Below are 26,705 nucleotides of genomic sequence, written 5' to 3' on the forward strand. Positions count from 1 at the left end.
AAATCTGACTCTGACGCGGGATGGAGCAGCCCGGTAGCTCGTCAGGCTCATAACCTGAAGGTCGCAGGTTCAAATCCTGCTCCCGCAACCAAAATTAAACGTCAGATATCAAGCATTTAGCGCCCAAAGGGGCGCTTCTTGCGTTTGGGGCTCCAACGCCCGGTGCTACACCGGTGCTACGCTAGAGAGCAAAATACAGCCCTCTCGGATTTGAAAGAAACGCTGAGAAATTATCAAGACTCGGTTGCCCAGATTAAGACGGTTCAAGACATGCGCTGTGAAGCCGGAATCCGTTCGAAATGGTCTAGAAATATTGTTCTTTTTCCTTTGCTTAAACCCATCTATCAATTGGCAAATACAAAAAACGAAACCGAAAAGATTCTGGCAACGTCGAGGTAGTTTTCATGGGCGCTTACGAAGAATTAGATATTTGGAAACATTCGCTGGGACTCAAATCTGAAGTTGGATCGAGAGGGAACGACTCTTGGCAAGCCCAACCGTGCCCGCCTAGCTAGGACCGAATAACAGTGTTGTGCTAAAAGGAGGTGGAACGCTCGGCGCAAGGTTTCCTGTGCCTATGGAAACAAGCTGCCCCAGGTTCCAGGCCCGAGTTGCTTCAAATCGCTTTTTGAAAATGAAAGTTTCTCGGTATGATTGAATTCAGCAGGTCACCACTTTTGGATAGTGTTGCCACTTGGCTGATGAAAAGTGGCCTTCGCGATACCAAGGCCGAAGACGTCGTTCAAGGTTTTGGCAATCTTTTGGTTTCTGCGGGTATACCCGTCGTCAGGATCAACATCGGAGGTATGGTCCTGCATCCAAATTTCGGTGCGCTGAATGTAATTTGGACGGTTCGTGACGACCAAGCAAAGGCGGACCTGACGCCAAGAGATCAGCTTGCGACGCCTGGGTTCCGCAATTCTCCTTTTTTTGACTTGGCGCATAGCGGAGAGTCATTTCGGCGCTACAAGCTGGAAGACGGACTGACCAAGCCCAGCTTTCCGATCCTTGAAGACCTTAGATCAGACGGCGTGACTGACTACCTCGTTCAATTTGAAAGCTACCATCGCGATGACACCAGTCGTTGGTCGGATTTTCCACCGGGAATGGAGGGCGTCATGATGTCGATTACCACACGTCGTATTGGCGGATTCAGCGATTCCGAAATCAACTACATTCGGGCGCTTATGCCTGCCTTGGCCTTGGTCATAAAGAACGCGCAATCGCGAATTCTTGCGCAGGGTTTGATGGACGCCTACCTCGGAAGCTATTCAGGAAACCGTGTGCTGGATGGCGTCATCGAGCGCGGCGACGGAGGGGCGATCGATTGCATTTTGTTTTACTGTGATCTTAGAAACTCCAGCCGATTGGCCGAAGACATGCCAATGGACCAATATCTTGCGTTGATTAACGACTATTTTGACTGCACGGCCGGGGCCGTCGAAGACCACGGCGGTGAAATCCTCAAGTTTATCGGCGACGCGGTTATGGCGATCTTCCCGGTTGATAAAAAGTCGAGGCCAGCGGTCGACATGTGCCGCGCCGCATTGTCTTCTGTGTTGGAGTGCCTCGCCCGCGCCAAGGAAAAGAACATCGTCTGGCAAAAGCACGGCGGCAAAATCGAGTTTGGAATTGCCTTGCATAGAGGTTCCGTAATGTATGGAAACGTTGGTACGGAACGCCGGCTGGATTTCACCACGATTGGTCCGGCAGTTAACCAGGTCAACCGGCTTGAAGGTTTGTGCAAGCCTCTGAAAACACCTTTGGTAATGTCCTCGGAATTTGCAGCCGACGTTACGACGCGGCTTGAGCCTTTGGGACGGCATCAATTGGCAGGCATGTCACAATCAACGCAGGTCTACACTCTCCCGGAGTTTGCACCACGGGCCGGTTGAAGTCGCTTGGTCAATCGTTTCAACTGGCAATCTGCCCATGACGAGCCGTCTCGGGTCGTGCTGCTGAAATAGAGCGGCCGAATTTCCACCACTGCAGCAAAATCGGTTCAGCGATCACTTCCCTCGCTCGAAGGGCGATTAAGTTGTTGTTCAAAACGTTTTTGAATTTCGGCCAGTTCTTCGATCGCTGCGCGGATGTCAGAGCTGTCGAGAACATTGACTTCTACGTGTTCGCCGATGTGAGACAATTTCCGGCTTTCACTGAAACGCGCTTCTTCGGTCAGGCCACCAACCTCAAAATATCTGACCGATCTGGCGAAACCTTTTGGTGTAATTTCGCCTTTCAACTTGCTGTCTACATGGTCCTCAATCAGCGAAAGCGTATTCTGATCAACAAGTATGGTGTCTGGTGCTGCCATTTCCTGTAAGCGCGCCGCAAGGTTTACCGGGCTGCCCAGCACTGTGTAATCCAACCGCTGCTCGGATCCGAAGTTTCCGACAGTACAGTATCCGGTCGCTATCCCCATGCGAACTTGCAGATCGCTCGGGACTCCATTTTTCTTCCAATATCCCTGTAGGGAGGAAATGCGCGCTTGCATCTTCAATGCCATTTCCACACATCGTAGGGCGTCTTCCACATCCCCCTGTGTTTCGGGGTCACCGAAAAACACCAACACCGCGTCGCCGATAAATTTGTCTATGGTCCCCCCATACTCAAGCGCAACATTTGTCATTTCCGAAAGGTACGAGTTGATGACGATTGCCAGTCGCTCAGGTTCAAGGGTGTCGCTCAAATCTGTAAAGTGAACGATATCCGAGAAGAAAATTGTGAGGTTTTTTCTTTTGTGCGTCAGGGACGTATCTTCAGTTTCCGAGAATATGCTGTTGTAAATTTGCGGAGACAGATATTTTGCCAACCTGTTGGCCAGATTTTCAAGTTGCCTGCTTTTTTCTTCTATAAGCTCTCGGTCTTTGATCTTTTGGCTCAAGAGCTCTTCACGCTCGCGCCGCAAATTCCACTCGTCCGTGCGGTCGACGAACTGGCCCTGTACACCGTTTAGATAGGAGAAGTCGCTATCGGATGTATGCGCCGAGAGCAGTGAAAAGAAACGATTTTCGCCGTTCACTGCAATCTCGACTTTTGGCAGCAGGACTGATCCTTTTTCGTTCAGATCCTCAATGTACTTGTCAATTTGAGTTCCGGGTATCCCAAGTTGTTCCAATACGTCCGGCATCGAAGCGTTCGTGACGTTGCCCAGTATGGGAAAGAAATTCCGAAAGTTGTCATTGACCCTTTGTATTTCGAGCTCTCGATTGGCGAAGTATGCTGCTGTTATTGCGTTTCTGAAGTTGAAGAAACTTAGATCCAAAATTGTTTTTTGGTTAAAGAACTGTTCAGCATTCATTACCGAGATCCCTTACTCTTTGGGCACAAGTTAAGTGGGGGGAAGCTATCACACATGAAATTGGGAAATAGCAGCAGGCATTCACTCTGACCCTGCTAAACCTCCCCCTTACTGCCCGGACCACCCCAAGACTGAACAGCAAGATTATTTCTGTATGTATTCTGAATAAGTCTAAACCATTGCGACGTCGAGCCAATTGCTTGTCATTTTTTGACACTGAGGATTAATCATCCTTCGGTTTGGCTACACCTGCTTCGTAGTAGCTAAGCGGGGTTTGCCGAATGTCTGCTTGGCTTGATCGTTGACATTGATCCTTATCCAACTGTTCATTGAGGGGGCGCAGAGGGAAAGGGGAAGGGATGTCAGACATCCAGAAGCCGGATACTTTCGCTGCACTCGAAAGGCGCGAGTGGGCGAAACCCGAAGTAGCACAGTCCTATGCGACAGTGTTTGCCAAGGCCGCAGACATGGTTGTCCCGACCTTGGTGGCGGCGGTTCGGGCTGGACCGGGCGTCGCTGCCCTCGACCTATGTTGTGGTCAGGGCAATGTTACGGCGGGTTTGTACAAGGCAGGTGCGCGTGTGACGGGGTTGGATTTCTCGCCGGCTATGCTCGAAATGGCCCGATCTGCCGTGCCTGACGCCCAGTTCGTCGAGGGCGATGCCATGTCTCTCGACTTTGAGGATCAGACATTTGACGTCGTGACGATCGGGTTCGGGATGCCGCATGTGCCAGACCCGCCGCGAGTTTTGGCCGAGGCTCGCCGCGTTCTCCGGCCCGGTGGGCGGCTGGCGTTTTCAGTCTGGTGCGGGCCGGACGTTGATACGGCTCTTGGGTATGTCTTTGGCGCCATTGGCCAATATGGGTCTCCAGAAATATCCTTGCCACCTGGCCCCGGAGCCAATGACTATGCGTATCCGGCAATCGCCTTTCCAGTGTTGGAGAGGGTCGGGTTTACCGATTGCCATCAGTCCACTGTTGCATCCAAGTGGCGCGTTGGTGATCCCGGCGCGCCCTATGATTTCTTTCTTGAGGGGACAGCCCGCGGCGGTGCCCTTTTGCGCCCGCAACCCCCCGAGTGTGCAGCGGCCATCCGAGCAGCGGTAGTGTCAAAGGTGCTCGAGAAGCATGGCGCCGGACCTGAATGGGACGTACCAATTCCCGCTGTTGTGACAGTGGCAACCGCAGCTTAGACAATCCTTTCAGACTGACCCCGTGGCATGAGACGCAGTGTTCTGTGTAGTGGCCCCGTCAGGTCGTCAGGTCTCAGTTTCGCAATTCATGATCTGCAGTGACGTTCGTACTAATGCTGCATATAGCCCGTGCACACAGGTTTTTGTTCATCTCAGAATACCTCAATGCGGAAGCGTTAGTACGGTCGTGAGTGTCGCCGTTGTCGCCAGAACCACGAAAACGACTAGCGCTTCAATTTCGATGGATCGGGCGAGATGTTGCGCTGCTTTTGCGTCTCCGGCTTGCATGGCCGGAACAAACCGGAACTTGTTTGCGGCGGCGAGGATCAACAGCAGCCCTACAAGGAACACTTTGAACAACAGTGCCCGCCCGTAGCCGGTGAACAAGAGCCCTTGGAGATTGCCAACAAGCAACCAAGCCATCCAGAGACCTGCCACGATCAAAGTTGGTACGACCATTGCAGCAGCTTGCCCAAACCTATGCCCCAGTTCAGCAGCAGTGGTCAGCTGCTTAGGCATCAGGGCCAACCTCCGTAACGGGCTAAAGATACCCAGCCAGAAGGCCACACATAGCAGGTGCAGCACGAGCAAGAGTTGGACACCAACACTCTCTAGTTCGGGCACGTGCCCGATCCGCGCAAAGGACCACAGGGCCAACGCACCACCCCCCAGTGCGACCCAGTGACCAAAGCGAGGAAGGGACAATCCCACAAGGATCAATGCTGCGCCGACAACTCGGTAAATTAGTACGTCGCCTACGGACGTCTGCCAAAGTAGACCAAGCATCGCCGGGTCGAACATCCCATCCAAGCCGCCTGCCAGGGCAGCGCCACGAAGCAGGAAACCAAATACCGTTGCCACGAGAGAAAGCCATGCCAACACCATGGCTTGGCGTTTCAGCGCAAGGCTTATTGGAGTTACCAAACCCGAATAGAGGCTATTTACGATGACAATCCCGGTAGACCCGGCAAATCCGATGTAGAGCATTAGCTTTGCGAGGATTGCAGCAATTCCCCAGATGTCTGGCATGCTCATTCCACGGTAAAGGAGAACTCGCCCTGCATCGCGTGGCCGTCTTCACCTAAGCCACGCCATTCGATGACATATGTGCCAGTTCCGTTGGCCGGAAATGAGATCTTGAACGCCTGACCAAAACTTGTCTGGCCACCCAGGTCCAAGCGTATGGCCGAGTCCTCATCATGGGCCATTTCTATCCGTGTCAGCCGGATGTCCTTGGAGAAATTGAGGGCGATCTCAGCAGGCACAGTGGGCACTGTAGTCCCATCGGCTGGGGTTGTTTCTTCGATCTTGGAATGTGCCAGTACGCCGCTGGGAAGCACAGCAATGAGTGCAAGTATTGCGATCTTCTTCATGTGGCCATCCTCGGTCTACTCTATTGGCGCGCTGGATTTCACGAATGTACGCGATCGCAATTGCGACGTCACCTCACCTCAAGCCTACCATGGAGGACACGTTTGTTTGAAGTGGTCCGGCTTTAACCCTGAAAGCTGTTTTCGAGGGCGCGGAACCCTCCCAGGAAGACATCGTTCTCGACAAAGCGGTGCCAGTGGTCAGTTTGCCCGTCGCCAGCCTCGAATTCAGCCCACCATTCGGCGAAGGTTTCACTGCGGTCTGTGACTGGCGAGAATTTCATTCTGGCGACGTAGTCTACGAACGGCAGTGGACCATTCGGCAGCATGTCATATGTCAGCTCGCGGTCTGTATGTGAGAGCGACAACAGAGTTTCCCGGATACGTCCCGATCCGTCAGTCAGTGCGAAATTGCGAACGCAGCCGATCTCGCCGTTGGCGCGACCTTCCTCGATCCGGCTGTCGGTGGCCGCCGGGTGCCAGTTGGGGAGACCGTTGAAATCACGCACGCGCTCCCAGACCTGATCGACCGGCACAGCGATGATGGTTGAGGAATAAGCTCGGATCATTGGGACACTCCTTCTGTTACGCGCGCGCCGCGCCGCAGTTTGCCAAATTCGGCAGTTTGGGCCGTTATTGCCCGCTCGGTGGGTAGGCGTTCCATTGAGGACGCACCATAGAAGCCATGGCAATCAGGGCAGAGATCAAGAAATTTCTGCGCGTCCTCAGGCTCGGCCAGTGGACCGCCGTGACAGATAAAGATCAGGTCGTCGCGATAGGCGCGCGCGGCGGCGGCCCATTCATCGTAGAGCCGCGCGCATTCGGCGATATCCGGTGCGCTGTCACCGGCTCCGATCGATCCGCCGGTTGTCAGGCCAAAGTGCGCCACGATCACGTCCGCACCCGCCTTGGCCATTTCTGCGGCGTTGTCGGCGCTGAACACGTAAGGCGTGGTCAGCAAGTCGCGTTCGCGGGCTTTGGCGATCATTTCGACCTCCATGTCATAGGACATGCCAGTCGCCTCAAGCTCGCGGCGAAAGCGTCCGTCGATGATCCCGACGGTGGGAAAATTCTGAACTCCGGCGAAACCCATCGCGCTTAGGTCGTCCAGAAATTTGTCCATGATACAGAACGGGTCGGTGGCGTTTACCCCAGCCAGAACGGGCACATTCTTTACAACAGGCAGAACCTCGCGCCCCATGTCGACGACGATTTCATTGGCGTTGCCGTAAGACATGTAACCGGCCAATGATCCCCGGCCTGCCATGCGATACCGGCCAGAGTTGTAGATGACGATCAGGTCGATGCCACCCGCCTCTTCGCATTTTGCGGATAGTCCGGTGCCTGCGCCTCCGCCCACGATGACCTTGTTAGTCGCGATTTTCGCCTTCAGGCGGTTGAGGATTTCCGTGCGTCCCGTGACGGCCATTTCAGGTATCCTTCCCGATGTAGATTTCATTGAAATTGCTGATCGCAGCCTCGGCAAAGGCGGGATCGTTGATGTGCATGTCCAGTTCGACAAGTTGTCGGTCCGGGGTCTGGATCACCGTGTCGCGCAGCGCCTGAAAAAGTGCGTCATTCGCGGCCGGGTCATGAAAGGCGCCGCCTTCGATATCCAGCGCCGAGACACCGCGAAGCGGCAAAAGAAAACGGACCGGACCGTCGCAGGCGTTCAGCTTGTTGCCGATCCATGTGCCGATCTGTGCGCATTCCTCGGACGTGGAGCGCATTAGGGTGACCTGAGCATTGTGGTGATAGAAATTGCGCCCTTTGAACTGGGCGGGAACGGATTCCGGTGCCCAGAAATTAGCCATGTCGAGCGCCCCGCACGATCCCACATAAGGCAGCTCTGTACGCGCGATACTGTCCAGCCGTTCTTCGCCAGCGCTGAGCATTCCACCCACGATCAGGTCGCAAATCTCGGTCGTGGTGATGTCGAGCACACCGGCCACATCGCCCTGATCTACCAATTGTTCCATCGACCGGCCTCCGCTGCCGGTGGCGTGGAACACCAGGCAATCATATTCGCTGGCTAGCCCATCAGTGATGGCTTGTACCGCAGGGGTCGTCACGCCGAACATCGACAGAAACAATGCGGGGCGGTCGTCGGAATTTTCGGGAACATCGTTCGTCATCATGCCTGCAAGGGCGTGGGCCGCATTGCCCAGCAATCGACGTGAAACCCGGTTCAGACCGGACACGTCCGTCACCGGGTGGAACATGTTCACATCCGACGCGCCAACATAGGCCGAGACATCGCCCGAGGCCAAGGTCGATACCAACACCTTGGGCACCCCGATCGGCAAAGCCTGCATGGCAGGGGCAATTATCCCTGAACCACCCGAGCCGCCCAATCCAATGATGCCGCCCAGATCGTCGCGGCCCAGAACGAAGGCAGACAGGGCCCGCGACATCTCGGTTACGGCTTGTCCGCGATCGTTGACGAACACTGCGGCCGGGCCGTCGGGGTGGCTGGCGGCGACGCTGGCGGCCGTTACATCCACGCCGGTCTCACCGCCCTTGGTGCCGACATTGACGAGAACGGTTTCCACCCCTGCTGCGTCGATCAGATCGCGCACATATCGCAATTCCGGCCCTTTGGTGTCGGCGGTGCCGATCACGTAAGCTCTTTTTGGCATCCTTTCTCCCTCCCTTAGCCCGACTGACCGGGTTCAAGCCCAAGATGGCTTTTCTGCATCGCCGGATCGTTTTCCAGAGCTTCTGCTGTCATCCGCTCGACGACTTCTCCGCCAACCATGATGGCCACATCCTGTACGGCCGCCAGCGCTGCGTGCATGTTCTGCTCGACCAGCAGCACTGCGATACCTTCGCGTGCAATCAATTCGATCAGGTCAATCACGTCAGAAACAATCGCCGGGGCCAGTCCTTCGGTGGGTTCGTCCAACACCATCAGGCGTGGATTCAGCAACAAGGCGCGCCCAATTGCCAGCATCTGCTGCTCGCCACCGGACAGTCTGTTGCCCAGATTGCGGCGGCGTTCCTTGAGGCGCGGGAACGTCTCGTACACGCGGTCAATCGACCAGGCTCCCCCCTTGCGTTCGACGATCTTCAGATGTTCCTCAACCGTCAGAGACCGGAAGACTCGCCGCCCTTGAGGAACATAGCCGATCCCCATTTGCGCACGTTTCTCAGGGGGCAGGCCAGTCATATCCACGCCATCAAACCGGATTTCCCCGGCGGAATGTGGATGCAACCCCATGATCGCGTTGCAGAGACTGGTTTTTCCCATCCCGTTGCGGCCAAGAATGCCCAATGGGCGCGCGTCGAGGCTCAGATCGACCCCGTGCAGAACGTGGCTCGAGCCATAGCGCAGGTCCACTCCGCGGATCTCAAGCAGATCATCAGTGGCCATGAGCACCTCCGATATATACGCGGTGTACGTCTTCGTTGCGCATGATCTCGTCGGGCGAGCCTTCGGCCAGCATCCGCCCGTTATAAAGGACCGAGACACTTTCCGAGGTCTGCAAGGCAATATCCATATCGTGTTCGATCAACACGACTGTCACGTCCTTGGGCAAAGACATAAGCAACGCGCTGAGTTTAGGACGTTCGGCAGGTGACAACCCTGCCGCCGGTTCGTCCAACAGCAAAATCTTCGGGTTCTCGGCCAGCGCGATCCCGATCTCAAGCTGTCGCCGCTGACCGTGGCTGAGTTCCGAGGTTTCGCGGTCCAGCACATCGGTCACGCCTGCAACCTCGGCCAGTCGTTCGGCCTCGGCCAGCCGGTCATCGCTGGCCCGCAAGGGCAACACCTGCAGCCAGCCGCCGCGCACACCCGCAACGGCCAGAAACAGCGTGTCGCGCACGGTCAGGCCGTTGAACAGATGGGCGTGCTGATACGTGCGGCGCAGCCCACGTTGAATTCTCTTGTTGATCGGCTCGCGCGTCACGCTGTCGCCAAACAAGGTGATCGAGCCGGTCGTGGCGCTGGTATCCCCGGTCAGCACGTTGAACAGGCTGGTCTTGCCTGCTCCGTTCGGTCCAAGGATCGCGCGACGCTCTCCGGGCCGGACGGTCAGGTCGATATCCTGAACCGCCCAGAACCCGCCAAAGCGTTTACCAATGCCCCGGACCTCCAGGGCATTGGTGTTATTATCTGAGAGGCTTACGGGCACGAGGGGTTGTCCCGGCTAACCGGACCCGACGCCAGGAAAACGTCTTCGTCCTGTCCCAGCAGCTGATCCACATCGCGCACAACCTTAACGACGCGATTACCCAGCGAGCCGTCTTCACGTTCGTAGACTTCGGTCACAAAGTTGTCGATCACGCCATTGCGGTTCTTGTCCAGACGCATAGTGCCACCGGTGGGCGTGGTGAAGGTCAGGTCATTCAGCGCAGCGCGGAAGGCCGCTTGGTCATCCGAAAGATCGCCGTCCACCTCGTCCAGCGCCAGCATCGCGGCCTTCGCGCTCATGTAGTAGTGATGCGCAAAGATCGACGGGGCCGAGAAGCCATCCGGGAAGGCTTCGGTGTAGCTGGCGGTGAAGGCCTTCCACTCGTCGCCGTCATAGTCGCCAACGGTCGGAGTGCCAGCGGGTGCGCCCACCAAAAGTTTCTTGAACGGGCCTTTGCTGTCCAGGATCGACTGGTCGATGGTGATCGAGCCACCAATGATCGGCTTTTCGCCTCCAGCCTGGCTATACTGGGTCAGGAAGTTCACGGCATCCGCGCCACCCAGCGCCACGAACAACGCATCAACATCATCCGGGATCGAGTAGACAACCGAGGAATAGTCCTTGTTGCCGATCGGGGTCCAGAACTTCTCGGGCACCGTGCCGCCTGCCTCACAGAATTCGGTCATGAAGCCCAGAACCTGTGTATAGGGGAAGGAATAATCCTCGGCGATTACGGCTACGGATTTGTAGCCCATGTCGTTAAAGGCGTAATCGCCCACACCGACCATCCACTGCGCGCCATCGCCGCCGAAACGGTAGAAGTTCTCGGAACCGTCGCGCAGCGTCGTGTCCTGTGCCGCCGAAGAACCGTTCAGGAAGGTCACGCCGGGATAGGATTTGGAAAGGTCACGCAGCGCCAGACCTTCAGAACCTGACAGCGGGCCGACGATGATATCGACGCCGTCCTGTTCGATCAGCTTTCGCGCCGCGTTCACGGCACTGTCGGGGCTGGCGTCGGACGACATGGTGATGACTTCGATCTTGTTGCCGTCAACCTCTCCTCCAGTTTCAAGCACCGCGAGTTCCGCGCCGCGAATTCCGTCCTGGCCCAGCGCGGCAAACGCGCCTTCCAGGATCGAGATCACACCGACCTTGACGTCTTCGGCAGATGCCGGGACCGCCACTGCGCACAAGGCAAGTGCGGATGCAGCCATTTTGAGCTTGTTCATTTCTTAGGTTCCTCCCTATGAGTTTGCTCAGACAGTTGATTTTTCTTTAGTTTCCGGGGTGCGTAGACGGGCAAGCCAGTCGCCGGCCAGTTGTTGCAATCCGCCCGGAGCGACGATGACGATCAGCAGCAGGACAGCGCCGATCAGCGTGTTAAACCGCTCGCGGTCGATCAGATCGACGGCGAAAGTGTCCAGAAGGACAAAGACCACTGCTCCGACGAAGGCTCCACCGGGATGGCGTAGACCGCCGATTACCGAAATGATCAGGATGTCGATGATGGGTCCAAGGCCGACCGAGAAGGACGAGATACGCTCTTGATACCAGACGTTCAGGATGCCACCGGTCCCTGCCAACAGACCTGAAAAGGCAAAGGCAGCTATGATTGGTGTGGTGACAGAAATTCCCAGCGCAAGAACACGCCCCGGCGCATCCCGTACCGCTTGAATGGTCAGGCCCAGAGGCGAGCGGACAAAGCCACTGACCAAAGCCAACGCCAGCGCGGCCACTCCAAGCGAAAGCAGGTAAAGTGGCACAGGGTTTCGCAGGCTTATGCCGCCAATCTCAGGCGCGCGAACGCCAGAGAACCCGGTCCAGCCGTTGAAAAGGGTGTAGTTCTGGCGGGTGAAATAGAAGAAGGCCACGCCAATCGCCAATGTGATCATAATGGCGTAGATTCCACGGGATCGGCGCGCGATCAGGCCAACCAAGGCACCGGATGCCGTCGCAAGGATCAGCGCCAGCGGGATCGATAACCAGAAAGACAGCGGTACTCCGATCCCGACGGTGTTGGGTCCGAAATAGGCGATGGTATAGCCCGCGATCCCGGCCATTGTCGCCTGTACGAAAGACACGACGCCCAGATAGGTGGCCAGAAAGCTGAGGCTTAGCGCCATTGTCCCAAGGATCAGGGACCGTGTTGCGACTTGTGTTAGCCAGAAATCGTTCAAGGCAAACGGCAGGGCCAGAAGGGGAACGAGGATAAGAGACTGTTTCATTGTTCCGCTTTCCCCATCAAGCCTTGCGGACGAACCGCCAGGACGAGAACCATGATCGCAAATGTGAACACGACGCCGTAGGTGGGTGCGTAGGCCAGCCCGTATTGTTCGGCCAGGCCAACCAGCAGGGCGCCCAATGCGGCCCCTCCGATCGAGCCCATGCCACCAACGATCACGACGACCAGCGAAGACAGTAGAAACTGAAGGTCTGTTCCCGGCGCGATGGACAACGCGCTTGCCGCGACCACACCTGCCATGCCGGCGAGCATGCCGCCCAAGGCAAACACCAAGATAAAGATGCGGTTGATCGGATAGCCAAGTGCGCGCAACATGTCCTGATCGTCTACGCCGGCGCGGATCACGGCTCCGAACCGAGTACGCTGGATCAGGAACCAAAGAGCGACGCCCGTGGCCAACGCAAACCCCATCAGCGCGAGGCGTATATTGGCATATCCGACGCCCAGGACAGGCAAGCGCTGCCCACCGGCCAGAGCTTCGGGCAGTTGCACCTGATAGGTCAGCCCGCCCCAGTACCAAAGCATGAGATCCGCCATGATAATCGAAATCGCAATCGAAGCGAGGGTCTGGCGAAGCTCATCGCCCTGCATCCAGCCAAGAATCCCGGCCTGCACTATCGCTCCGGCCAAGGCAGCGGCCAAGCCGCCACCCACAACACCCAATCCCCATGAACCGGTTGTTTCGACAATGCTATAGCCGACATAACCACCCAAAAGCAGCAACGCACCATGGGCCATATTCACAGTCCGCATCAGGCCAAAGATCAGGCTGAACCCGCTGGCGGCCAAAAAGTAGAGTGCTGCAAGCGTCAGCCCGTTCAGGGTGACGATTAGAAATAAAGTCATGATTCCTCCCGTTGAGGAAATCATGTCCGAGTTTTCGGGGGTGACACAGCATTAGTGCGAATCGCGGTTGGAAATATTTTTGTTTATAATCAGAGTGTTGATCTTGTTTCGTTTGGTGCTTTTCTTGGGAAATAGGAAAAAATGAGAAATCACTTCTCAACTGCGGAAAAATTTTCCTATACATAATCATGAAAAACCTGACACTGACTGGGTCGCTCTCGGCTAACCCTGACTTGAGTGACCGTATTTACTGTCCGGCTCTGGCTGGGCTGACGGTTTCCCAATCCGACTTGGCCTTTGTGATGCCCCGGCTCGACCACAACCGTGTGCTGCGCGAAAAGTCGCGACAAGGCGATTGGGCCGCGATATTGGCCAGCGATCCGTTCGGGTCCGAGGCGACCATGTTCTCGCAACTTTTTGAGATGGGGTATCGCGGTGTGGCGAACTGGCCGTCCTCTATCCTGTTGGACGGCAGCTTGCGTCAGTCCATGTCCACTATTCCGGCGTCACCGGAATTTGAGTATGCGTTTCTGGCCCGCGCCAAGGACGCCGGGTTTCAGACGCTTGCATTCTTCATCTCGTTGACGCAGGCCCGCGCCGCTGTGAAGGCCGGGTTGGATCATCTCGTTCTGCATCCCGGACTATTGGACGTGGAAAGCCCGGACAGCGGCTCGTTGGTTCTGGGCTCGCTTCAAAGGCTAATCGAAACGATCCGGGATGAGGCGAAACACGTCCGCGTGCTGGCCTATACATCGGTATGGCACGAACGCATGGTCCCACTCAGCAGCCTCGAGGTAGATGGACTGATTTGGTGCGAGGGCGCATCGTGACCATTCGTGACCGAAACTTCCTTTTTGCTGCCGTCGTTGGATCGGGCCTGACGGCAAAGGCCGCAGACAAAGCTGGGGCCGATTACCTGCTGGCATTGAATGCAGGGCGTTTTCGGGTGCAAGGCGCCTCGTCCTTGACGAGCTTTCTGCCTGTTCGGTCCGCCAATGACTGGGTTATCGAATTTGCCGAACGCGAAATGCTGGGGCGTTGCTCTGCGCCGATCTACGCGGGGTTTTCGGTTAGTGATCCCGATCTCGACATTGGCGAGCTGGTACAAAGAACCAAACGTCTTGGCTTTTCGGGCATATGCAACTTTCCTTCAACAACGCTGATAGACGGGCGGCTTGGCGCTTTGATGGAGCGCGAGGGGCTGGGGTTCGACCGCGAGATAGAATTGGTTCAAGAGGCAACTCGGGCCGGTCTGGGCACCTTCGTTTATGTTCTCACAAATGCTCAGGCACGAAGGATGGTCGATGCAGGCGCAACGGCCATCTGCGTCAACGTGGGCTTCACAAGCGGAGGAACTGGCGTCAGCACGCACCTGACGCTGGAAACTGCCGCAGCACAGATCCAACGTGTGCTGGAGGGCGTGCCTGCGTCGGTTGACAAACTGTGTCATGGCGGCCCCATCACCTCGCCAGAGGAAGCGTTGGCGATTACCCGCATCTGTGGTGTGCAGGGGTTTGTTGCCGGCTCGACGCTGGACCGCTTGCCTGTCGAGCAAACTCTCAGCGAGGTCACGAAAGGCTTTACCGCCATTCCAAGTCTGTCGCGCATTCAATCTGGCCTTTCAAATATTGAGAACGACTTGGTTGGCTCCTCCGTCGCCATGCAGATGATCCGCGAAGAATTGGATGATCTGGCTTATGAAGACATCCCTGTTCTGCTGGTTGGCGAGACCGGAACCGGCAAAAGCCGTGCGGCGCTCAGGCTGCACGAGGCGGGCCCGGCAGCCCGGCGGCAGCCTGTAGTCGTAGATTGTCCCGCCTTGGGGGGCGAGGAAGGCGGCGTGCATCTGCTGGGCAGGGCGTCCGGTGCATATGGCGGGGCAGGTGCCCAACGTGGCGCGTTGGAGCAAGCCTCTGGCAGCTCAATAATCTTCGATGAAATCACGGCATTGCAGCCCGAGCATCAGGGGCGAATCTTAAAGTTCACGGATGAAAAGACGGTGCAGCGGATCGGTGATCACACGCTTAGACGAGCCGATGCCCGGATCATTTCGACCACAACTCGGGACCTGTTCAGCCAGGTCGAGATGAAAGCGTTTCGTCAGGACTTGTACTACCGAATATCCGGTCACGAAATCACACTGCCGCCGTTGCGCGAACGGGTGGATGATATCCCCGAGTTGGCGATGTATCTTGGGAAAAAGGTAAGCGGCGACGCTCCGAAATTCTCAAACGCCGCCTTGCGGCTGATGCTGGAACACGATTGGCCCGGCAATGTGAGAGAGCTGCACCACGCCGTTCAGCGCGCTGTTCGCAAGTCTAATGGGGCTACGATTGATCTCAAGACTGTCGACTTCTTGCGCCGAAAGCCGGCGGTCGTTCCAAAGGTGCAAGAGGATGAAATTCCGGCTCGGGTCGCAGTCTCTGAGCGCGACTGGATCGCAGAGGCGCTTGCCCGCAACGGATATCGCCGCGCGCAGACCGCTCAGGAACTGGGGATGACCACCCGAACTCTCTATAACAAAATCAAGAAGTTCGGCCTTCAGTCGTGATCACAATTCCGCTTTGGATTGCGGGATTTCACCCTTCAGGCCTTCGTTGCGGGGGCAAATCTGGCGAAGTTGTTCCGTTGATCGCATGCCTTTTTTCGCTGGGCCTGTCTGCTATTGAATTTTTCAACCAAGCCGAACGACTGATCAGTGAAGAGGCTTTGTGACTGCGATGACTACGACCTCTGTTCTAGTTTTCTGATACGTATTCCACACCGACAAACAAGCCGGACGCCTTGTATACTAGCTTTGCGAAACCGTGGGTGTATGGCGTCCGCCCCGGCAAATTTTAACTATCATTTTGCGCAAAACATATTGAGATCGTAAAATTGGTTGGTGAGAAACACGTTTGAAACGGTTATTGGTCGTATTCTTTCCTATATCGATTAGATGCCGAACGAGTAACTCGTTTTTGGAACCCGGCTCCAAAAAGGGTGGTCTTGGAGAGAGCGTTGAGTGTTTTGTACTCGGCGCGATCCAGCCACGTGGACAACGTAGAGCGTTTGACACCAGTTTGGTTTCTGAAATCAGAATTCTTGCCACTCAGCTTTTCAACGGTTTGCGCTATGTAATCCGCTTCTTGTCTGGCCTCTTCAAAAGCTGTTCGATAACTCTGCCAAAGTGTAGCTAGTAAAAGGGTTTCGACAGATTGAAGCTGTCGATTGCTAAGGTCCGAACTATCAATGCAATCCGACAAACCGATTTTTCTAAGGTTTGATTGAATATCGTCCAACTTGAGCTCGTTTGGCGAATTTAAGTGTCCGCTGTGTCTAGATATTCCTCCACACACTTCATCGCGCAGAACCAGTCTAATTTTGGAACTAAGTTCTTCTGCATTGTCTTGTCGACCCAGGCTAAGAATGTTGGCCAATTGGCCAGCCCGAAAATGTTTGTGCGGGCTATACGCCGTTGTGAAATAGGGGCGAAGATGATCAGTCAATTCCAAAGAATACCGAAAGTACCCGAAGTCTTGTTTGTACAGGTCGCTCGCCATTGCAGGCAGTTTGCTATCAATAGCGTGTCTCTAGATACACTCTACTTTGGGAGGCTAGGACAGTTCGAGAGATGGCACGAGTGTTGAAGCCCAAGTTGAACTCGATCGAGGTGATCGACGCTCTGACCGATCTCTTCATCCCGAGAGGGCCGCAGGCATATGTGCACAGCGATAATGGACCGGAGTTCGTTGCCAAAACGGTTCGAACTTGGATCGGAGCTGTAGGGGCCAAGACAGCCTTCATCTAGCCTGGGCAGTCCTTAGGAGAGTGGCAACGTCGAGAGTTTCAACGCTCGGTTCAGAGATAAACTTATAAACCGGGAAACCTTCTACTCATTGAAAGAAGCGCCAGTCATCATAGAAAGTTGAAGAAAGCGCTGCAACGCCAAGAGACCACACAGCGCATTGGGTTACCGTCCGCCGGCACCTGAAACCACTGCCCCGATGGACCAGAGACCAGTCATGCATTAACAATCAAACTGGACCAGTCAAATCGGTCCAACCACCCGAGCTACGGGCTAGAACACTCTCCAGATCCTCCCGCTCAAAGACATTTAGACTCGTGCGTCTGGAGCAATTGACAATGCGTACACCTAATTTCTCTGCTTCCAAGCGGGCCTTTGCATAGGAAACCTCCAGAACATGCAAATTTGGCGAGTGCCATTTTTCCCCCGGAGGACGATACAGCGGGTGAAAATGGTTCTGCTCTCCGTCGCTGATCATAACACCCTTTTCGCCCTTAGAGGCTTTACCGTCGGTGTATTGGTGGTCTAAACCCAGCAGGCAGACTTCTGTGAAGCCCAAAGCAATAGCCAATTGAATCTCGGTGTAAACAATCGTTGACCCCCAGGCGATCCCTGTGGTCAGGTCTGGATTGAACTCAGGGAATTCGGGATCGTTCAGCGGGTTGTCCCAATATTTGGGTGGGATCGTAGGAAAACAAACCGCGCCGTCGAATCTTTTATTGTCAGAAAACATATTAACGGGAAATAGTTTTTCGCATCCATACAGTTTATGTATTTCATCAAGACACTGGGTGAAAACCAATTTATCTTCAACACAATAGAAACTGGGGCGCCAGGATGTTTGATCGTAAATCAGAAAGATTTTATTGGAAGCAAACGATATCTCATCCTTTATCTTTTCAAGGTCCGAGGCAGTAAGGCTTGGGCCATTGCCAATGACAAAACATCTTTCTCCTGCGTATTTTCCAGTTAATCTCTTTAGGTAGTCTTTATCCCGCCTGCTGACATGTGAGTAAATTCTGGCGCGATACCCGGGCACAAACGCACGCTTCAACTCCCTTTTTATTTTCCAAAATGGAATCATGGTAAATTAGCGACCTCCAAACTGGATAACTTTTTGCGCGGCCTGTGGATCTAGTGACTAAGCGACAACGTGAGCAAGGCTAAATGGCCCACTCATCGAAGTACCGTATAGCAACCAAGACCGGGAAGTCCAAGCGACAGCGCGACCCGGTGAGACAGGTTGGAAACACGTTCGTCGTAAGGCCCAAGTCGTTTCAGCAGGACAAGGCTCTGCTTCTGTGTTAGTCCCCGTCGGGGCGTTGGTAAAAGACAGGCTTCGGGACATGGATCGTCTTTGGTGGCTTCGTTTCTGACTTTTCAGCTAGCCAAAAGGTTGCGCCGTGCAGGCCGGTGCTTGTCGTTTACGATGGATTTTGCGCGGTTTTCCGCGCGGATCCACGCTATTTGGCTGCGTTGCCTTCACAGCCTTGCGGCAACGCGCAGATGGCACAGGTCTGGTTGCGCAAAGAAGGACGTTCCAGTATAACATATGCTCATCAGTCCATATGGTTAGGCAGGGCATGACGAGAAAATATCTGATGTTGGGGGGCGGGCTGTCAGGTGCCTCAATCGGGCTCTATTTGGCCGAAGTCGGGCATGATATCATAATAGTCGACAGCGGTCACCAGATCGGCGGAAATTGCCATACCGCCCGCGATACTGACACCGGTACAATGCTGCATATGTACTGCCCACACATTTTCCACACAGATGATGACGAAGTGTGGGGCTACGTTAACCAGTTTGAAGAATTTCTGCTCTTCAAAAACCGGGTCGAGACAACCTCTTGCGATCCAAGTGGCAAGCAAGGCGTTTTTTCGCTTCCAATCGACTTGGATACCATCAACCAGCTCTTTGGCAGGACGTTGCGGCCGGAAGAGGCCAGAGAATTTATTCAAGAAGAACAGGCGGATAGCAGCATTGATGATCCCAGGGCCTTTGAAGGGCAGGCGTTGCGATTTGTAGGTAATGATCTTTATGAAACCTTTTCCAAGAGTTATACGATCAAGCAATGGGGCATGCACCCGTCAGAGCTGCCGGCTTCCATCTTGAAACGTCTGTCGGTGCGTTTCAATTACGATGACAATTACTTCTTTCACAAACTCCAGTGCATGCCAGAAACGGCTATAGCGCGATGATCCAGGCGATATTGGATCACCCCAAAATCACGGTTCACCTAGACACAAGCTTCACTCGCGCGATGGGGGAAGGCTATGATCACGTGTTCTGTTGCGACCCGCTCGATGGGTATTTTGATTTTGAACTGGGGCGCCTGGGGTATCGAACGCTCGATTTTGAACGGTTCGACTATGACAGGGATTGTCAGGGATGCGCAGTGATGAACTGCGGCGAGGAGACCGTTCCTTGTACCCGCTTCAAAGAGCATAAGCAGTTCGCACCGTGGGAAGAACATGAAAGATCTGTCTACTACCGTGAGTTTTCTCGATCGGTAGGGAGCGGGGACATTCCGTATTATCCAATTCGTCAGGTCAAAGAGAAAGAGTTGCTGAGCGCCTATGTTGATCTCGCAAATGCCTCACGCGACGTAACATTTGTGGGCCGGTTGGGCACTTATCGCTATCTCGATATGGGTGTGACAATCCGCGAGTCTTTAGATAACGCCCGTGGTTTCGAGGCCAAAGTGTTAAATGGCGAAGAAGCGCCCGCGTTTTTGTCCAACCTGTGTAGAAATTAGGGAGCAATGGCAAGTTGAAACTTAATAGCGGCGGCTCGGTCAGCGCGTGCTTGCGATCTAAATAACATTTAATACCGAGGTTTTTCGAGATGACTAGAAACGCAATCGTTTTTACTGCAAATACTATGCATGTGGCGCAAGCCAATTTGATGATAGATTCTTTATTCGATCCCGAAAAAGGCAACTTTGAAGGGGATTTGTGGGTAATTTCCACTCATCTGAGTTCTGGGTGTCAAGAATACCTTGAAAGCCGTGGAATCCGGTATCTAGTCAACCCGCTTAGCAGTTTCCAGAACTGGAAATACCGCCGTGACATAGCGCGCTCGCAACCTGAATTCCTGCGCGGGAAACTTGAAGAAGAGGATGCTTTTCTTCTGTACCGCAACAAGAGAATGACCAAGCTGATAATCAATGACTGGGTAGAGAAGTTCGGCGGAAACTATGACGCCGTGGCGCTGTGTGATAACGATCTCTATTTTCAACGAGACGTAAACGAACTGTTTCAAAGAACCGCGCAATCTGATCCTGATGTCTTGTGGTATTGGCAGGAAGAAAACAGAAATTTACCAGGCACCAATCTGTGGATGAAAAATGCCCACTATTCCCGGCTTCATTCGAGCGACGGATTGGATTTTGGCCAGCATGAAATAAACATCGGCTTTGTAATCACTTCCCCGCTGACAATGCGTTCGGTTTTCCGGCGGGTCGAAGCGCTTTTCTCAAGTTGCAACATCGAGCTTTTCCGGGACTGCCTCTGGCACGATCAGGATTTGGTGCGGTTGATCCGGGCCCAGAATCCGAAACTATTCCGCTTGTTTGAAGAAGGGGACGTGCTGCATCTGCGCAATGGCGGGGAAAAACTGGTGGACGAGCGTACCCCGCAAGAGTTTTTTCACAAGAAGACGCAAGAAAAACCTTATGTTGTACACTTCGCGGGCGGTGCTTGGCGGGCCTATCCGTCAATCGCACCGTCCTATCTGGTAAACGAAGACGCATACTTCTTTATGGAAGAGCAAACTGAACAGTTTGACGAAATCCGCCGTTTAACGGACTACGACCCGTTTGACGCTTCGTCGCCGTTTTACACTGAGCACAACACAAAATCCAAAACCGCTGCACGTGCGGAATGGATGAAGCTGACGACCGACAGCAAAAAGAAGCGTATGCTGTTCTTTTCCTGGCTCGATACTGGCAGTCATCGCCCATTGCGCGGAACATTGAAGGAGTTTCTTAACAAAAACACCTTTGACTTGGCGGTGATCGATGGAAACGTCCATGCCAATGACATTGACGGGCTGATCGCGGAGGATTTGCCCGACCTGCTTGCTCATGTGACACGTACAGTTTTCGATAATCATTTGGGCCGTCAGTTTGGATATCGACGAAGCGATATCCCCGAAGAGGCAATTTCCGGCGCGATCACAGCTTTGGTCAAAGAATATGGATGTTCACAAAGAAATGCCCGTGCAGTGGCGAATGCGGCATATATTTATCTAAGCAAAGCATTGGCTTTTTACAGACCGGATGTGGTTGTCGGCTGGGGCGCATATCTGCTTTGCTCGCGAATTCTCAGGAAGATTTGCGAGCAACGCGGAATCCCATTTCTAACCATGGAACTTGGCGTTCTTCCTGAAACGCTGGCCTTTGACTGCCTTGGTCACATGGGGGAAAGCTGGGTCGCCCAGAACGTTGATGCCTTCCACGCTTTGCCCTTGGCGGATGCCGACATGTTGGCCGCCAAAAACTATCTCGAGAAGACCCGACGAGATCGGCCATCGCGCAACGTCAAGGTCGATGTTTCGCCAGCCGTTTCGAACCAGCTTTGGAGACTAAAAAATTCAGGGAAAAAGGTTGTCGCCTTTATCGGCAGCAATTGTGCGTTTTCCGGCCATGTGCCCTACGGTAAAAACGCCCGGACATATCATTCCCCCTTTTTCAGAGATAATGATGATGTGGTCCGCAACTTGTCCGAGGCATTTGCAGGCGATCCGGACATCCAACTGATCTACAAGCCCCATCCCATTTCGATCACGCGTGGCGTGGACCTGACAGATGAGTACCCCAATGTGACGGTCCTTAAGGACGTAAACCTTGATGACTGCCTAATGGTTGCCGATCTTGCGTTGGTCAAGGTTTCACAAGGCAATTACGAAGCACTGTTACGGGACACTCCTGTCCTGATGCTTGGGCGCAACCAGTTGAACGGGTCCGGCGCGGTTTATGAACTGAGCAGCAGGGATGCTCTCAGAGACGATGTTCTAAACGCGCTTCAGACCGGCTTAACATCGGCGCAAAAGACGTCATTCGAAGAGCATGTCGCGCGGCTTTTGAAGTATTATGTTTATTCCGTTTCGGGTGCAGAATTCGGCCGCCCGCAGTCGCAAGTCGCGGAAGACATTGAGGCGTTGCTAAACGTATCCGGGCCAGCGCATTTGGAAGCCGAACAGATTGCCCTGAACGCGCATAACAAGGCTGCGCAACTGGTCGAGGGAACGCCCGCTCTTTCGATTATCATGCCGGTCTTTAATGGCGAGCAATATCTGGCCGATTGTATCGGATCGATATTGTCACAGAGTTTTGGTGACTTTGAACTTCTCTGCGTGAACAATGGCTCCACCGACAGGTCGCAGGAAATACTGGACTATTTTGCCCGCCGGGACGCGCGTGTAAAACCGCTTTATCAGGAAGAACCCAACCAGCGCTCGGCTCGCAACCTTGGGGTGAAGCACGCCAAAGGCGCGTACCTACACTTCTTTGATTGCGATGACCTGTTGGTCCCCACCGCGTATGAAGAACTGCTGTCAGCGATGCAGGAAACACAGGCTGATGTGCTGTATTTCTTTTTTGACGAACTTTACAACGTGTCCAAGACGGGCCGGCCCAGGCATCGCGAATTTCAGAACTATTTGCCGCAGCAGGGGCTCTTTGCGATGGAAGAGCAGCATAAACGTCTGTTCGCACAGTATCCCTTCCCTTGGGCAAAGGTGTTCAAGGCCGATTTCTTTCGCGACAAGGACCTCTATTTCGATCTTGATTGCGCCAATTTCGACGATAACCCGCAGAATTTGCGCACCTTGCTTTCGAGCCAGAACATTTTTGTTCTTAACAAGCCGTTCTACAAGTTTCGTATAAACCAAAACTCAATGACTCAATCGGTCAATCCGCGTGTGATCGGAATGCTGGACGCTGTCCGGTTAATGAATGAAATTTACACCAAATTCGGACGTTACGACGAGTTCCAGAAATACTACGTCCCTTATAAAATTCACCTTCTGCACTTTGCCTGGACCCGGTTGCCCGAGGATTTGAAAGAGGCCTATCTGGCCGACATCTCAGGCCTGTTCCTTCCGGGAGACGATGAATACTTTGAACGTGACGACCTCGCGTCCATGTTCCCTTACATGTCGCAGGGAAAAGTCGAATTTATTCGCTCCGCTTTGCGCGGCGAGGTTCCAAAAGCTGTTTCCGGATCGCGCAATACTCTGTCGGAAGGCGGTTCACGGAATACCGGTTGGATGCGCCCAAAGGCAGACAAGTCAAAGACGCATAAACGTATCTTTAGGTCTTCGAAACGATATGTGCGCGGATTGGCCCGTTCCTTGAAGCGCACCTCTCGCACTTTGCGAGGCCGCCCCAAATAGGAACCGTGGAAGCTTTTTATGCTGTTTAAAACGGAGGTCTGGATACCGGACAGTGCTGGGTTCGGTCGTGAGCATGAAGCAAACCGAAAACCGGCCATCAGGACTCCCCAGACGCAAAGACAATTGGCGGATAAATTGCGTAAAATCCTGCAATCGCGCCTTGTGCCGGGGTGAAGCACCAGAAAGCTGCCTCTATCACGATCGGAAAAAAGAGAGTGCGAAGAATGAACACCAAAGTGACGACGCCCTACGAAAACCTAGGTGAAGCTTTCCCATATGAAAAACCCGATTACAGTGTGTACGACCCCTTTCTGGGTTACTCGAAGAAGAATAACGCGATCCCAGGCTATGATATTTGGCCCGAGGGAGAGGGATTGAAAGACAAGGATATTGTCATTCTCACGATCGGCGGGTCAACGACAGACTTTGGGAGCGCAAGATGGCCGGCGTTTCTTGGGGATATCCTAATTGATCAAGGGGTTAACGCCGTCATTCTGAACGGCGGTGTTGCGGGGTATTCGTCCAGTCAGGAACTTATCAAAGTTCTCAGGGACCTGCCGTCCATCAAGCCTGACCTGGTTGTTTCACTGTCCGGAATTAATGATTTCACCTGGGGGCACACGCGCCCGGAGTATCCGCTCTTACACTCGTATCAACGGCGCGTCGCAGATTACCTTTGCGAGTCAACAGAGGCGTTTGGCGACTGGGTTGGCGGACTGCCCCATCGCGATGACAAGAGCGAAGTTTGGTTGCGCAACATGCGATTGATGCAGGCGCTGTGTATCGATGCGGGTACGCAGCTGTTGTGCTGTTTGCAGCCGACAATGATCTATGGTGACTACAACCTTAATGAACAGGAGCGAACGAACATGCTGGAGCCTTTTGCCAGCAAGTACATGAATGACGGAAGTATCTACCGGGATGTAGCAATCGGTTTCTACAATTCTGTTCGCTACAAGTTGCAGTCACAGCCCGACAGCTACGCGCATTGTTGTGATCTGAGCTTACTGTTCGACGGCAAGGTCAAATTGTACCGGGATTACAGGCACCAGAATGAAGCAGGCGACCGGGTTCTTGCCCAAGCAATGATTCACGAAATGGATAAACGCTTCGACATCAGGGGGCTGAAGAATGAGTGATGCGCTCGACAGGCTATGGGACAAATCCAGATCTTTGGGGTCCGGCAACGCAGATGCCAAGCCAAGCCAGACTGGGTGGAGTGTGCGGGGTTCAGATGAATCTGTTGTTCTCCACGCCCGGGACCTGCCTGAGAACTTCAAGGAAGCGGCGGCCCTTTTCCACGCGATGGGTAGGACGGACGCAGCGGCGTTTTTGGAAGAATGCACCAAGATTTCATCTGATGAAGATGAGTATCGTTTGCACACTCCAGTCAGCGCGCTTTTGCAATACAAATATCCCCTCTACTGAATAGAGAACGAAAGAACATCATGGCGATAATTGGTATTTCTTGCTTTTACCATGACGCTGCTGCGGCGTGTGTTGGAAGCGATGGTTCGGTGCTGGCCGCCGCGCAGGAAGAACGCTTTACCCGCAAGCGTCACGATGCCTCCTTTCCGTCCCATGCGTTAGAGTACTGCGTTGCTCAGGCGGCAGCGCATGGCGAAAGCATTGAAAAGATAGTCTTTTATGAAAATCCGCTTCTGAAATTCGACCGAATTGTCGAGACCGTGCTTGGCCTGCCTTCGGACGGCAAAGAAGAGTTCGACGAGGCGATGTCGCGCTGGTTGGGCGGCCATTTGTTCCAACACAGGGACATTGAAGAGAGAATCTGTAGCGTTGTCCCGGATTTCGATTGCAAATCAAACCTAATGTTTGTCGAGCACCACACCGCTCATGCAGCCAGCGCGTTTTTTCCGTCGCCTTTTGATCGGGCTGCCGTGCTCACTCTGGATGGGGTTGGTGAACATGCCACCGCAAGCCTGTCTTTGGGTGAAGCAAACAAGATATCGATGCTCAAGGAAATGAAGTATCCGAATTCCCTGGGCCTGCTTTATTCAGCATTCACGCATTTCACCGGATTCAAGATTAACTCGGGTGAGTATAAAATGATGGGGCTCGCCCCATATGGTGACCCGGTTTTTGAGAAACAGATCCGGGACGAGCTTGTCTCCATCAACGACGATGGTTCGTTCGAGATCAATCAAGAGTATTTTCAGGGTTTTTCCAGAAATGAACTGGTTGCGGAAAAGCTGGGAAGGCTTTTTGGCGTTCCTTATCGGGACGCCGACTCTTTGCTGACAAAAACCTATGCCGATGTCGCAGCTTCCATTCAACGCGTGGTTGAAGATATCGTTCTTAAGCTCTCAGCCACCGCACTTTCGGAATTGGGTTGCAGCTCGATCTGTCTTGCAGGGGGGGTCGCCCTGAATTCTGTTGCAAATGGCCGACTGTCTCAGGAAGTCGGTGCAGGAAATCTTTGGGTGCAGCCCGCGGCAGGCGACGCGGGCGGGGCACTTGGGGCGGCGCTTTACGGGCATTATGTGCTTGAGGGGAAGGAACGAAAGGTTGTCTCCCAAACCGACGGGATGGCGGGGGCATATCTGGGGCCGGATTTCGATGCCGACGATATTCGTGCGCGGCTCACAGCGATGGGCGCTACTTTTTTTGAATTGCCTATGAACGAGTTGCGCGAAACAATCGCTTCGGAGCTGGCCAATGGTAGTTCCGTGGCGTGGTTTCAGGGAAGAATGGAATTCGGCCCGCGCGCGCTTGGAAATCGATCCATTCTGGCGGATCCACGCTCGCGTGTGATGCAACGCAAACTGAACCTTCAGGTAAAAAAGCGGGAATCCTTCAGACCTTTTGCCCCTGCGGTTTTGGAAGAGTTCACCGACGAGTGGTTTAAATTCGACGGCGCGAGCCCATACATGTCTCTTGTCACGCAAGTAAAAGAAGAACATTGCACCAAGGGCAGTGGCAACAAAGTCACCACCGAAGATGGACAGAACATCAGGCCCGAAACGGATCACAGTAAGATCCCTGCGGTAACTCATGTGGATTATTCGGCCCGGGTTCAGACGGTTAGCAAGAATACCAACCCAGAGTTTCATGCTCTGATCGAAGAGTTTCGGAGACTCACCGATTGCCCAATCTTGGTAAATACAAGCTTCAATGTTCGCGGCGAGCCAGTCGTCTGCACACCGGAAGATGCGTTCCGGTGTTTTGTGAATACCGATCTGGATTATCTAGCCATAGGCCCGTTTCTTGTCAGCAAAAAAGAACAGGACCCGATTGTGTGTTTTAGGTATTTTCAGAAGTTTGAAGACGATTGAGGCTCGACAGATTTAAAACCCGGTGTCACAACACAGAAGTCTGCGAAGGGAAAGGTTCTGTTCGCAAATACCTGACTTTGCGGATAGCAATTTGACCTTCTTTCCAGGAGTCTAACTTTCGATATACGCCTCACTGAA

21 protein-coding genes, 1 tRNA gene and 2 pseudogenes are annotated in these 26,705 nt (G+C 53.9%); 11 read left to right on the plus strand and 13 right to left on the minus strand.

The genetic code is table 11. From position 1 onward, the window contains the following. The first annotated feature begins 14 nt into the window (after nucleotides 1-14). A tRNA-Met gene (locus tag ACR0B7_RS20275) sits at nucleotides 15-91 on the plus strand. Nucleotides 92-701: 610 nt separating this feature from the next. Next, nucleotides 702-1,895: an adenylate/guanylate cyclase domain-containing protein gene (locus tag ACR0B7_RS20280; protein WP_170486067.1), complete on the plus strand. Its 1,194-nt coding sequence runs from the start codon at nucleotides 702-704 to the stop codon at nucleotides 1,893-1,895. 107 nt (nucleotides 1,896-2,002) lie between these two features. On the opposite strand, the gene ACR0B7_RS20285 is transcribed toward ACR0B7_RS20280, so the two are convergent. Continuing rightward, nucleotides 2,003-3,301 carry an adenylate/guanylate cyclase domain-containing protein gene (locus ACR0B7_RS20285; RefSeq protein ID WP_170486066.1) on the minus strand — a complete coding sequence of 433 codons (1,299 nt, stop codon included), beginning with the start codon at nucleotides 3,299-3,301 and terminating at the stop codon, nucleotides 2,003-2,005. Between the two features lie 359 nt (nucleotides 3,302-3,660). Here ACR0B7_RS20285 and ACR0B7_RS20290 point away from each other — a divergent pair, with 359 nt between their 5' ends. Next, complete coding sequence (locus ACR0B7_RS20290) at nucleotides 3,661-4,494, plus strand: methyltransferase domain-containing protein (protein ID WP_170577039.1); 834 nt, start codon at nucleotides 3,661-3,663, stop codon at nucleotides 4,492-4,494. A 162-nt stretch (nucleotides 4,495-4,656) separates the two neighbouring features. Here ACR0B7_RS20290 and ACR0B7_RS20295 read toward each other — a convergent pair whose 3' ends face one another. From ACR0B7_RS20295 to ACR0B7_RS20340, 10 genes are all read right to left on the minus strand, one after another. Further along, the gene (locus tag ACR0B7_RS20295; protein WP_170486064.1) at nucleotides 4,657-5,523 is read right to left on the minus strand and encodes a CopD family protein; all 867 of its coding nucleotides are present in this window, start codon (nucleotides 5,521-5,523) and stop codon (nucleotides 4,657-4,659) included. 2 nt (nucleotides 5,524-5,525) lie between these two features. Next, on the minus strand, nucleotides 5,526-5,867 hold the full coding sequence (locus ACR0B7_RS20300; protein ID WP_170577037.1) for a copper resistance CopC family protein: 342 nt from the start codon (nucleotides 5,865-5,867) through the stop codon (nucleotides 5,526-5,528). Nucleotides 5,868-5,989: 122 nt separating this feature from the next. Then, a complete protein-coding gene (locus ACR0B7_RS20305; protein WP_170486062.1) occupies nucleotides 5,990-6,433 on the minus strand; it encodes an SRPBCC family protein in 444 nt (147 codons plus the stop codon). Then, nucleotides 6,430-7,293: a phosphoenolpyruvate hydrolase family protein gene (locus tag ACR0B7_RS20310; protein ID WP_170486061.1), complete on the minus strand. Its 864-nt coding sequence runs from the start codon at nucleotides 7,291-7,293 to the stop codon at nucleotides 6,430-6,432. Before ACR0B7_RS20310 ends, ACR0B7_RS20305 begins: the two co-directional genes overlap by 4 nt. Nucleotide 7,294: 1 nt before the next feature. Then, on the minus strand, nucleotides 7,295-8,503 hold the full coding sequence (locus tag ACR0B7_RS20315; RefSeq protein ID WP_170577036.1) for a Tm-1-like ATP-binding domain-containing protein: 1,209 nt from the start codon (nucleotides 8,501-8,503) through the stop codon (nucleotides 7,295-7,297). 14 nt (nucleotides 8,504-8,517) lie between these two features. After that, nucleotides 8,518-9,237 (minus strand): branched-chain amino acid ABC transporter ATP-binding protein, encoded by a 720-nt coding sequence (locus ACR0B7_RS20320; RefSeq protein ID WP_170486059.1) that lies wholly within the window; start codon nucleotides 9,235-9,237, stop codon nucleotides 8,518-8,520. Further along, nucleotides 9,227-10,000 carry an ABC transporter ATP-binding protein gene (locus ACR0B7_RS20325; protein WP_170486058.1) on the minus strand — a complete coding sequence of 258 codons (774 nt, stop codon included), beginning with the start codon at nucleotides 9,998-10,000 and terminating at the stop codon, nucleotides 9,227-9,229. The genes ACR0B7_RS20320 and ACR0B7_RS20325 overlap by 11 nt, the downstream gene beginning before the upstream one ends. Next, nucleotides 9,991-11,229 (minus strand): ABC transporter substrate-binding protein, encoded by a 1,239-nt coding sequence (locus ACR0B7_RS20330; RefSeq protein WP_170486057.1) that lies wholly within the window; start codon nucleotides 11,227-11,229, stop codon nucleotides 9,991-9,993. Before ACR0B7_RS20330 ends, ACR0B7_RS20325 begins: the two co-directional genes overlap by 10 nt. 27 nt (nucleotides 11,230-11,256) lie before the next feature. Continuing rightward, nucleotides 11,257-12,225, minus strand: a complete 969-nt coding sequence (locus ACR0B7_RS20335; RefSeq protein ID WP_170486056.1) for a branched-chain amino acid ABC transporter permease — start codon at nucleotides 12,223-12,225, stop codon at nucleotides 11,257-11,259. Then, entirely contained in the window at nucleotides 12,222-13,088 is an 867-nt protein-coding gene (locus tag ACR0B7_RS20340; RefSeq protein ID WP_170486055.1) for a branched-chain amino acid ABC transporter permease, read from the minus strand. The genes ACR0B7_RS20335 and ACR0B7_RS20340 overlap by 4 nt, the downstream gene beginning before the upstream one ends. A 188-nt stretch (nucleotides 13,089-13,276) precedes the next feature. Here ACR0B7_RS20340 and ACR0B7_RS20345 point away from each other — a divergent pair, with 188 nt between their 5' ends. Then, nucleotides 13,277-13,918: a phosphoenolpyruvate hydrolase family protein gene (locus ACR0B7_RS20345; RefSeq protein ID WP_170486054.1), complete on the plus strand. Its 642-nt coding sequence runs from the start codon at nucleotides 13,277-13,279 to the stop codon at nucleotides 13,916-13,918. Continuing rightward, nucleotides 13,915-15,639 (plus strand): phosphoenolpyruvate hydrolase family protein, encoded by a 1,725-nt coding sequence (locus ACR0B7_RS20350; protein WP_170570466.1) that lies wholly within the window; start codon nucleotides 13,915-13,917, stop codon nucleotides 15,637-15,639. Before ACR0B7_RS20345 ends, ACR0B7_RS20350 begins: the two co-directional genes overlap by 4 nt. A 355-nt stretch (nucleotides 15,640-15,994) precedes the next feature. On the opposite strand, the gene ACR0B7_RS20355 is transcribed toward ACR0B7_RS20350, so the two are convergent. Next, nucleotides 15,995-16,369, minus strand: coding sequence for a hypothetical protein (locus ACR0B7_RS20355; protein ID WP_170570463.1), 375 nt, complete (start codon nucleotides 16,367-16,369; stop codon nucleotides 15,995-15,997). 353 nt (nucleotides 16,370-16,722) lie between these two features. On the opposite strand from ACR0B7_RS20355, the pseudogene ACR0B7_RS20360 reads away from it, so the two are divergent. Next, nucleotides 16,723-17,101 (plus strand): annotated as a pseudogene (locus ACR0B7_RS20360) (integrase core domain-containing protein); the annotation flags it as partial. A 3-nt stretch (nucleotides 17,102-17,104) separates the two neighbouring features. Here the strand turns inward: ACR0B7_RS20360 and ACR0B7_RS20365 are convergent. Further along, on the minus strand, nucleotides 17,105-17,959 hold the full coding sequence (locus ACR0B7_RS20365) for a motility associated factor glycosyltransferase family protein (protein WP_170486050.1): 855 nt from the start codon (nucleotides 17,957-17,959) through the stop codon (nucleotides 17,105-17,107). Nucleotides 17,960-18,476: 517 nt separating this feature from the next. Here ACR0B7_RS20365 and ACR0B7_RS20370 point away from each other — a divergent pair. The 5 genes and pseudogenes from ACR0B7_RS20370 to ACR0B7_RS20390 all read left to right on the plus strand — a co-directional run bounded on the left by ACR0B7_RS20370 (nucleotide 18,477) and on the right by ACR0B7_RS20390 (nucleotide 26,567). Then, nucleotides 18,477-19,633: pseudogene (locus tag ACR0B7_RS20370) on the plus strand (UDP-galactopyranose/dTDP-fucopyranose mutase family protein). 392 nt (nucleotides 19,634-20,025) lie between these two features. Further along, nucleotides 20,026-23,274 (plus strand): glycosyltransferase, encoded by a 3,249-nt coding sequence (locus ACR0B7_RS20375; RefSeq protein ID WP_170577034.1) that lies wholly within the window; start codon nucleotides 20,026-20,028, stop codon nucleotides 23,272-23,274. A 224-nt stretch (nucleotides 23,275-23,498) separates the two neighbouring features. After that, nucleotides 23,499-24,413 carry an SGNH/GDSL hydrolase family protein gene (locus ACR0B7_RS20380; RefSeq protein ID WP_170486048.1) on the plus strand — a complete coding sequence of 305 codons (915 nt, stop codon included), beginning with the start codon at nucleotides 23,499-23,501 and terminating at the stop codon, nucleotides 24,411-24,413. Next, nucleotides 24,406-24,702 carry a hypothetical protein gene (locus ACR0B7_RS20385; RefSeq protein WP_170486047.1) on the plus strand — a complete coding sequence of 99 codons (297 nt, stop codon included), beginning with the start codon at nucleotides 24,406-24,408 and terminating at the stop codon, nucleotides 24,700-24,702. The genes ACR0B7_RS20380 and ACR0B7_RS20385 overlap by 8 nt, the downstream gene beginning before the upstream one ends. Before the next feature lie 20 nt (nucleotides 24,703-24,722). Further along, nucleotides 24,723-26,567 (plus strand): carbamoyltransferase N-terminal domain-containing protein, encoded by a 1,845-nt coding sequence (locus ACR0B7_RS20390; protein WP_170486046.1) that lies wholly within the window; start codon nucleotides 24,723-24,725, stop codon nucleotides 26,565-26,567. The last annotated feature ends 138 nt before the right edge of the window (nucleotides 26,568-26,705 follow it).

Source organism: Ruegeria sp. BB6 (genome assembly GCF_056539385.1).

Coding starts and splice junctions, on each gene's coding strand:
- ACR0B7_RS20320 (WP_170486059.1), bottom strand. CDS start 9,237: ATGGCCACTGATGATCTGCTTGAGATCCGCGGAGTGGACCTGCGCTAT.
- ACR0B7_RS20330 (WP_170486057.1), bottom strand. CDS start 11,229: ATGAACAAGCTCAAAATGGCTGCATCCGCACTTGCCTTGTGCGCAGTG.
- ACR0B7_RS20285 (WP_170486066.1), bottom strand. CDS start 3,301: ATGAATGCTGAACAGTTCTTTAACCAAAAAACAATTTTGGATCTAAGT.
- ACR0B7_RS20335 (WP_170486056.1), bottom strand. CDS start 12,225: ATGAAACAGTCTCTTATCCTCGTTCCCCTTCTGGCCCTGCCGTTTGCC.
- ACR0B7_RS20365 (WP_170486050.1), bottom strand. CDS start 17,959: ATGATTCCATTTTGGAAAATAAAAAGGGAGTTGAAGCGTGCGTTTGTG.
- ACR0B7_RS20340 (WP_170486055.1), bottom strand. CDS start 13,088: ATGACTTTATTTCTAATCGTCACCCTGAACGGGCTGACGCTTGCAGCA.
- ACR0B7_RS20310 (WP_170486061.1), bottom strand. CDS start 7,293: ATGGCCGTCACGGGACGCACGGAAATCCTCAACCGCCTGAAGGCGAAA.
- ACR0B7_RS20385 (WP_170486047.1), top strand. CDS start 24,406: ATGAGTGATGCGCTCGACAGGCTATGGGACAAATCCAGATCTTTGGGG.
- ACR0B7_RS20375 (WP_170577034.1), top strand. CDS start 20,026: ATGACCAAGCTGATAATCAATGACTGGGTAGAGAAGTTCGGCGGAAAC.
- ACR0B7_RS20380 (WP_170486048.1), top strand. CDS start 23,499: ATGAACACCAAAGTGACGACGCCCTACGAAAACCTAGGTGAAGCTTTC.
- ACR0B7_RS20295 (WP_170486064.1), bottom strand. CDS start 5,523: ATGCCAGACATCTGGGGAATTGCTGCAATCCTCGCAAAGCTAATGCTC.
- ACR0B7_RS20345 (WP_170486054.1), top strand. CDS start 13,277: ATGAAAAACCTGACACTGACTGGGTCGCTCTCGGCTAACCCTGACTTG.
- ACR0B7_RS20280 (WP_170486067.1), top strand. CDS start 702: ATGAAAAGTGGCCTTCGCGATACCAAGGCCGAAGACGTCGTTCAAGGT.
- ACR0B7_RS20390 (WP_170486046.1), top strand. CDS start 24,723: ATGGCGATAATTGGTATTTCTTGCTTTTACCATGACGCTGCTGCGGCG.
- ACR0B7_RS20315 (WP_170577036.1), bottom strand. CDS start 8,503: ATGCCAAAAAGAGCTTACGTGATCGGCACCGCCGACACCAAAGGGCCG.
- ACR0B7_RS20290 (WP_170577039.1), top strand. CDS start 3,661: ATGTCAGACATCCAGAAGCCGGATACTTTCGCTGCACTCGAAAGGCGC.
- ACR0B7_RS20300 (WP_170577037.1), bottom strand. CDS start 5,867: ATGAAGAAGATCGCAATACTTGCACTCATTGCTGTGCTTCCCAGCGGC.
- ACR0B7_RS20305 (WP_170486062.1), bottom strand. CDS start 6,433: ATGATCCGAGCTTATTCCTCAACCATCATCGCTGTGCCGGTCGATCAG.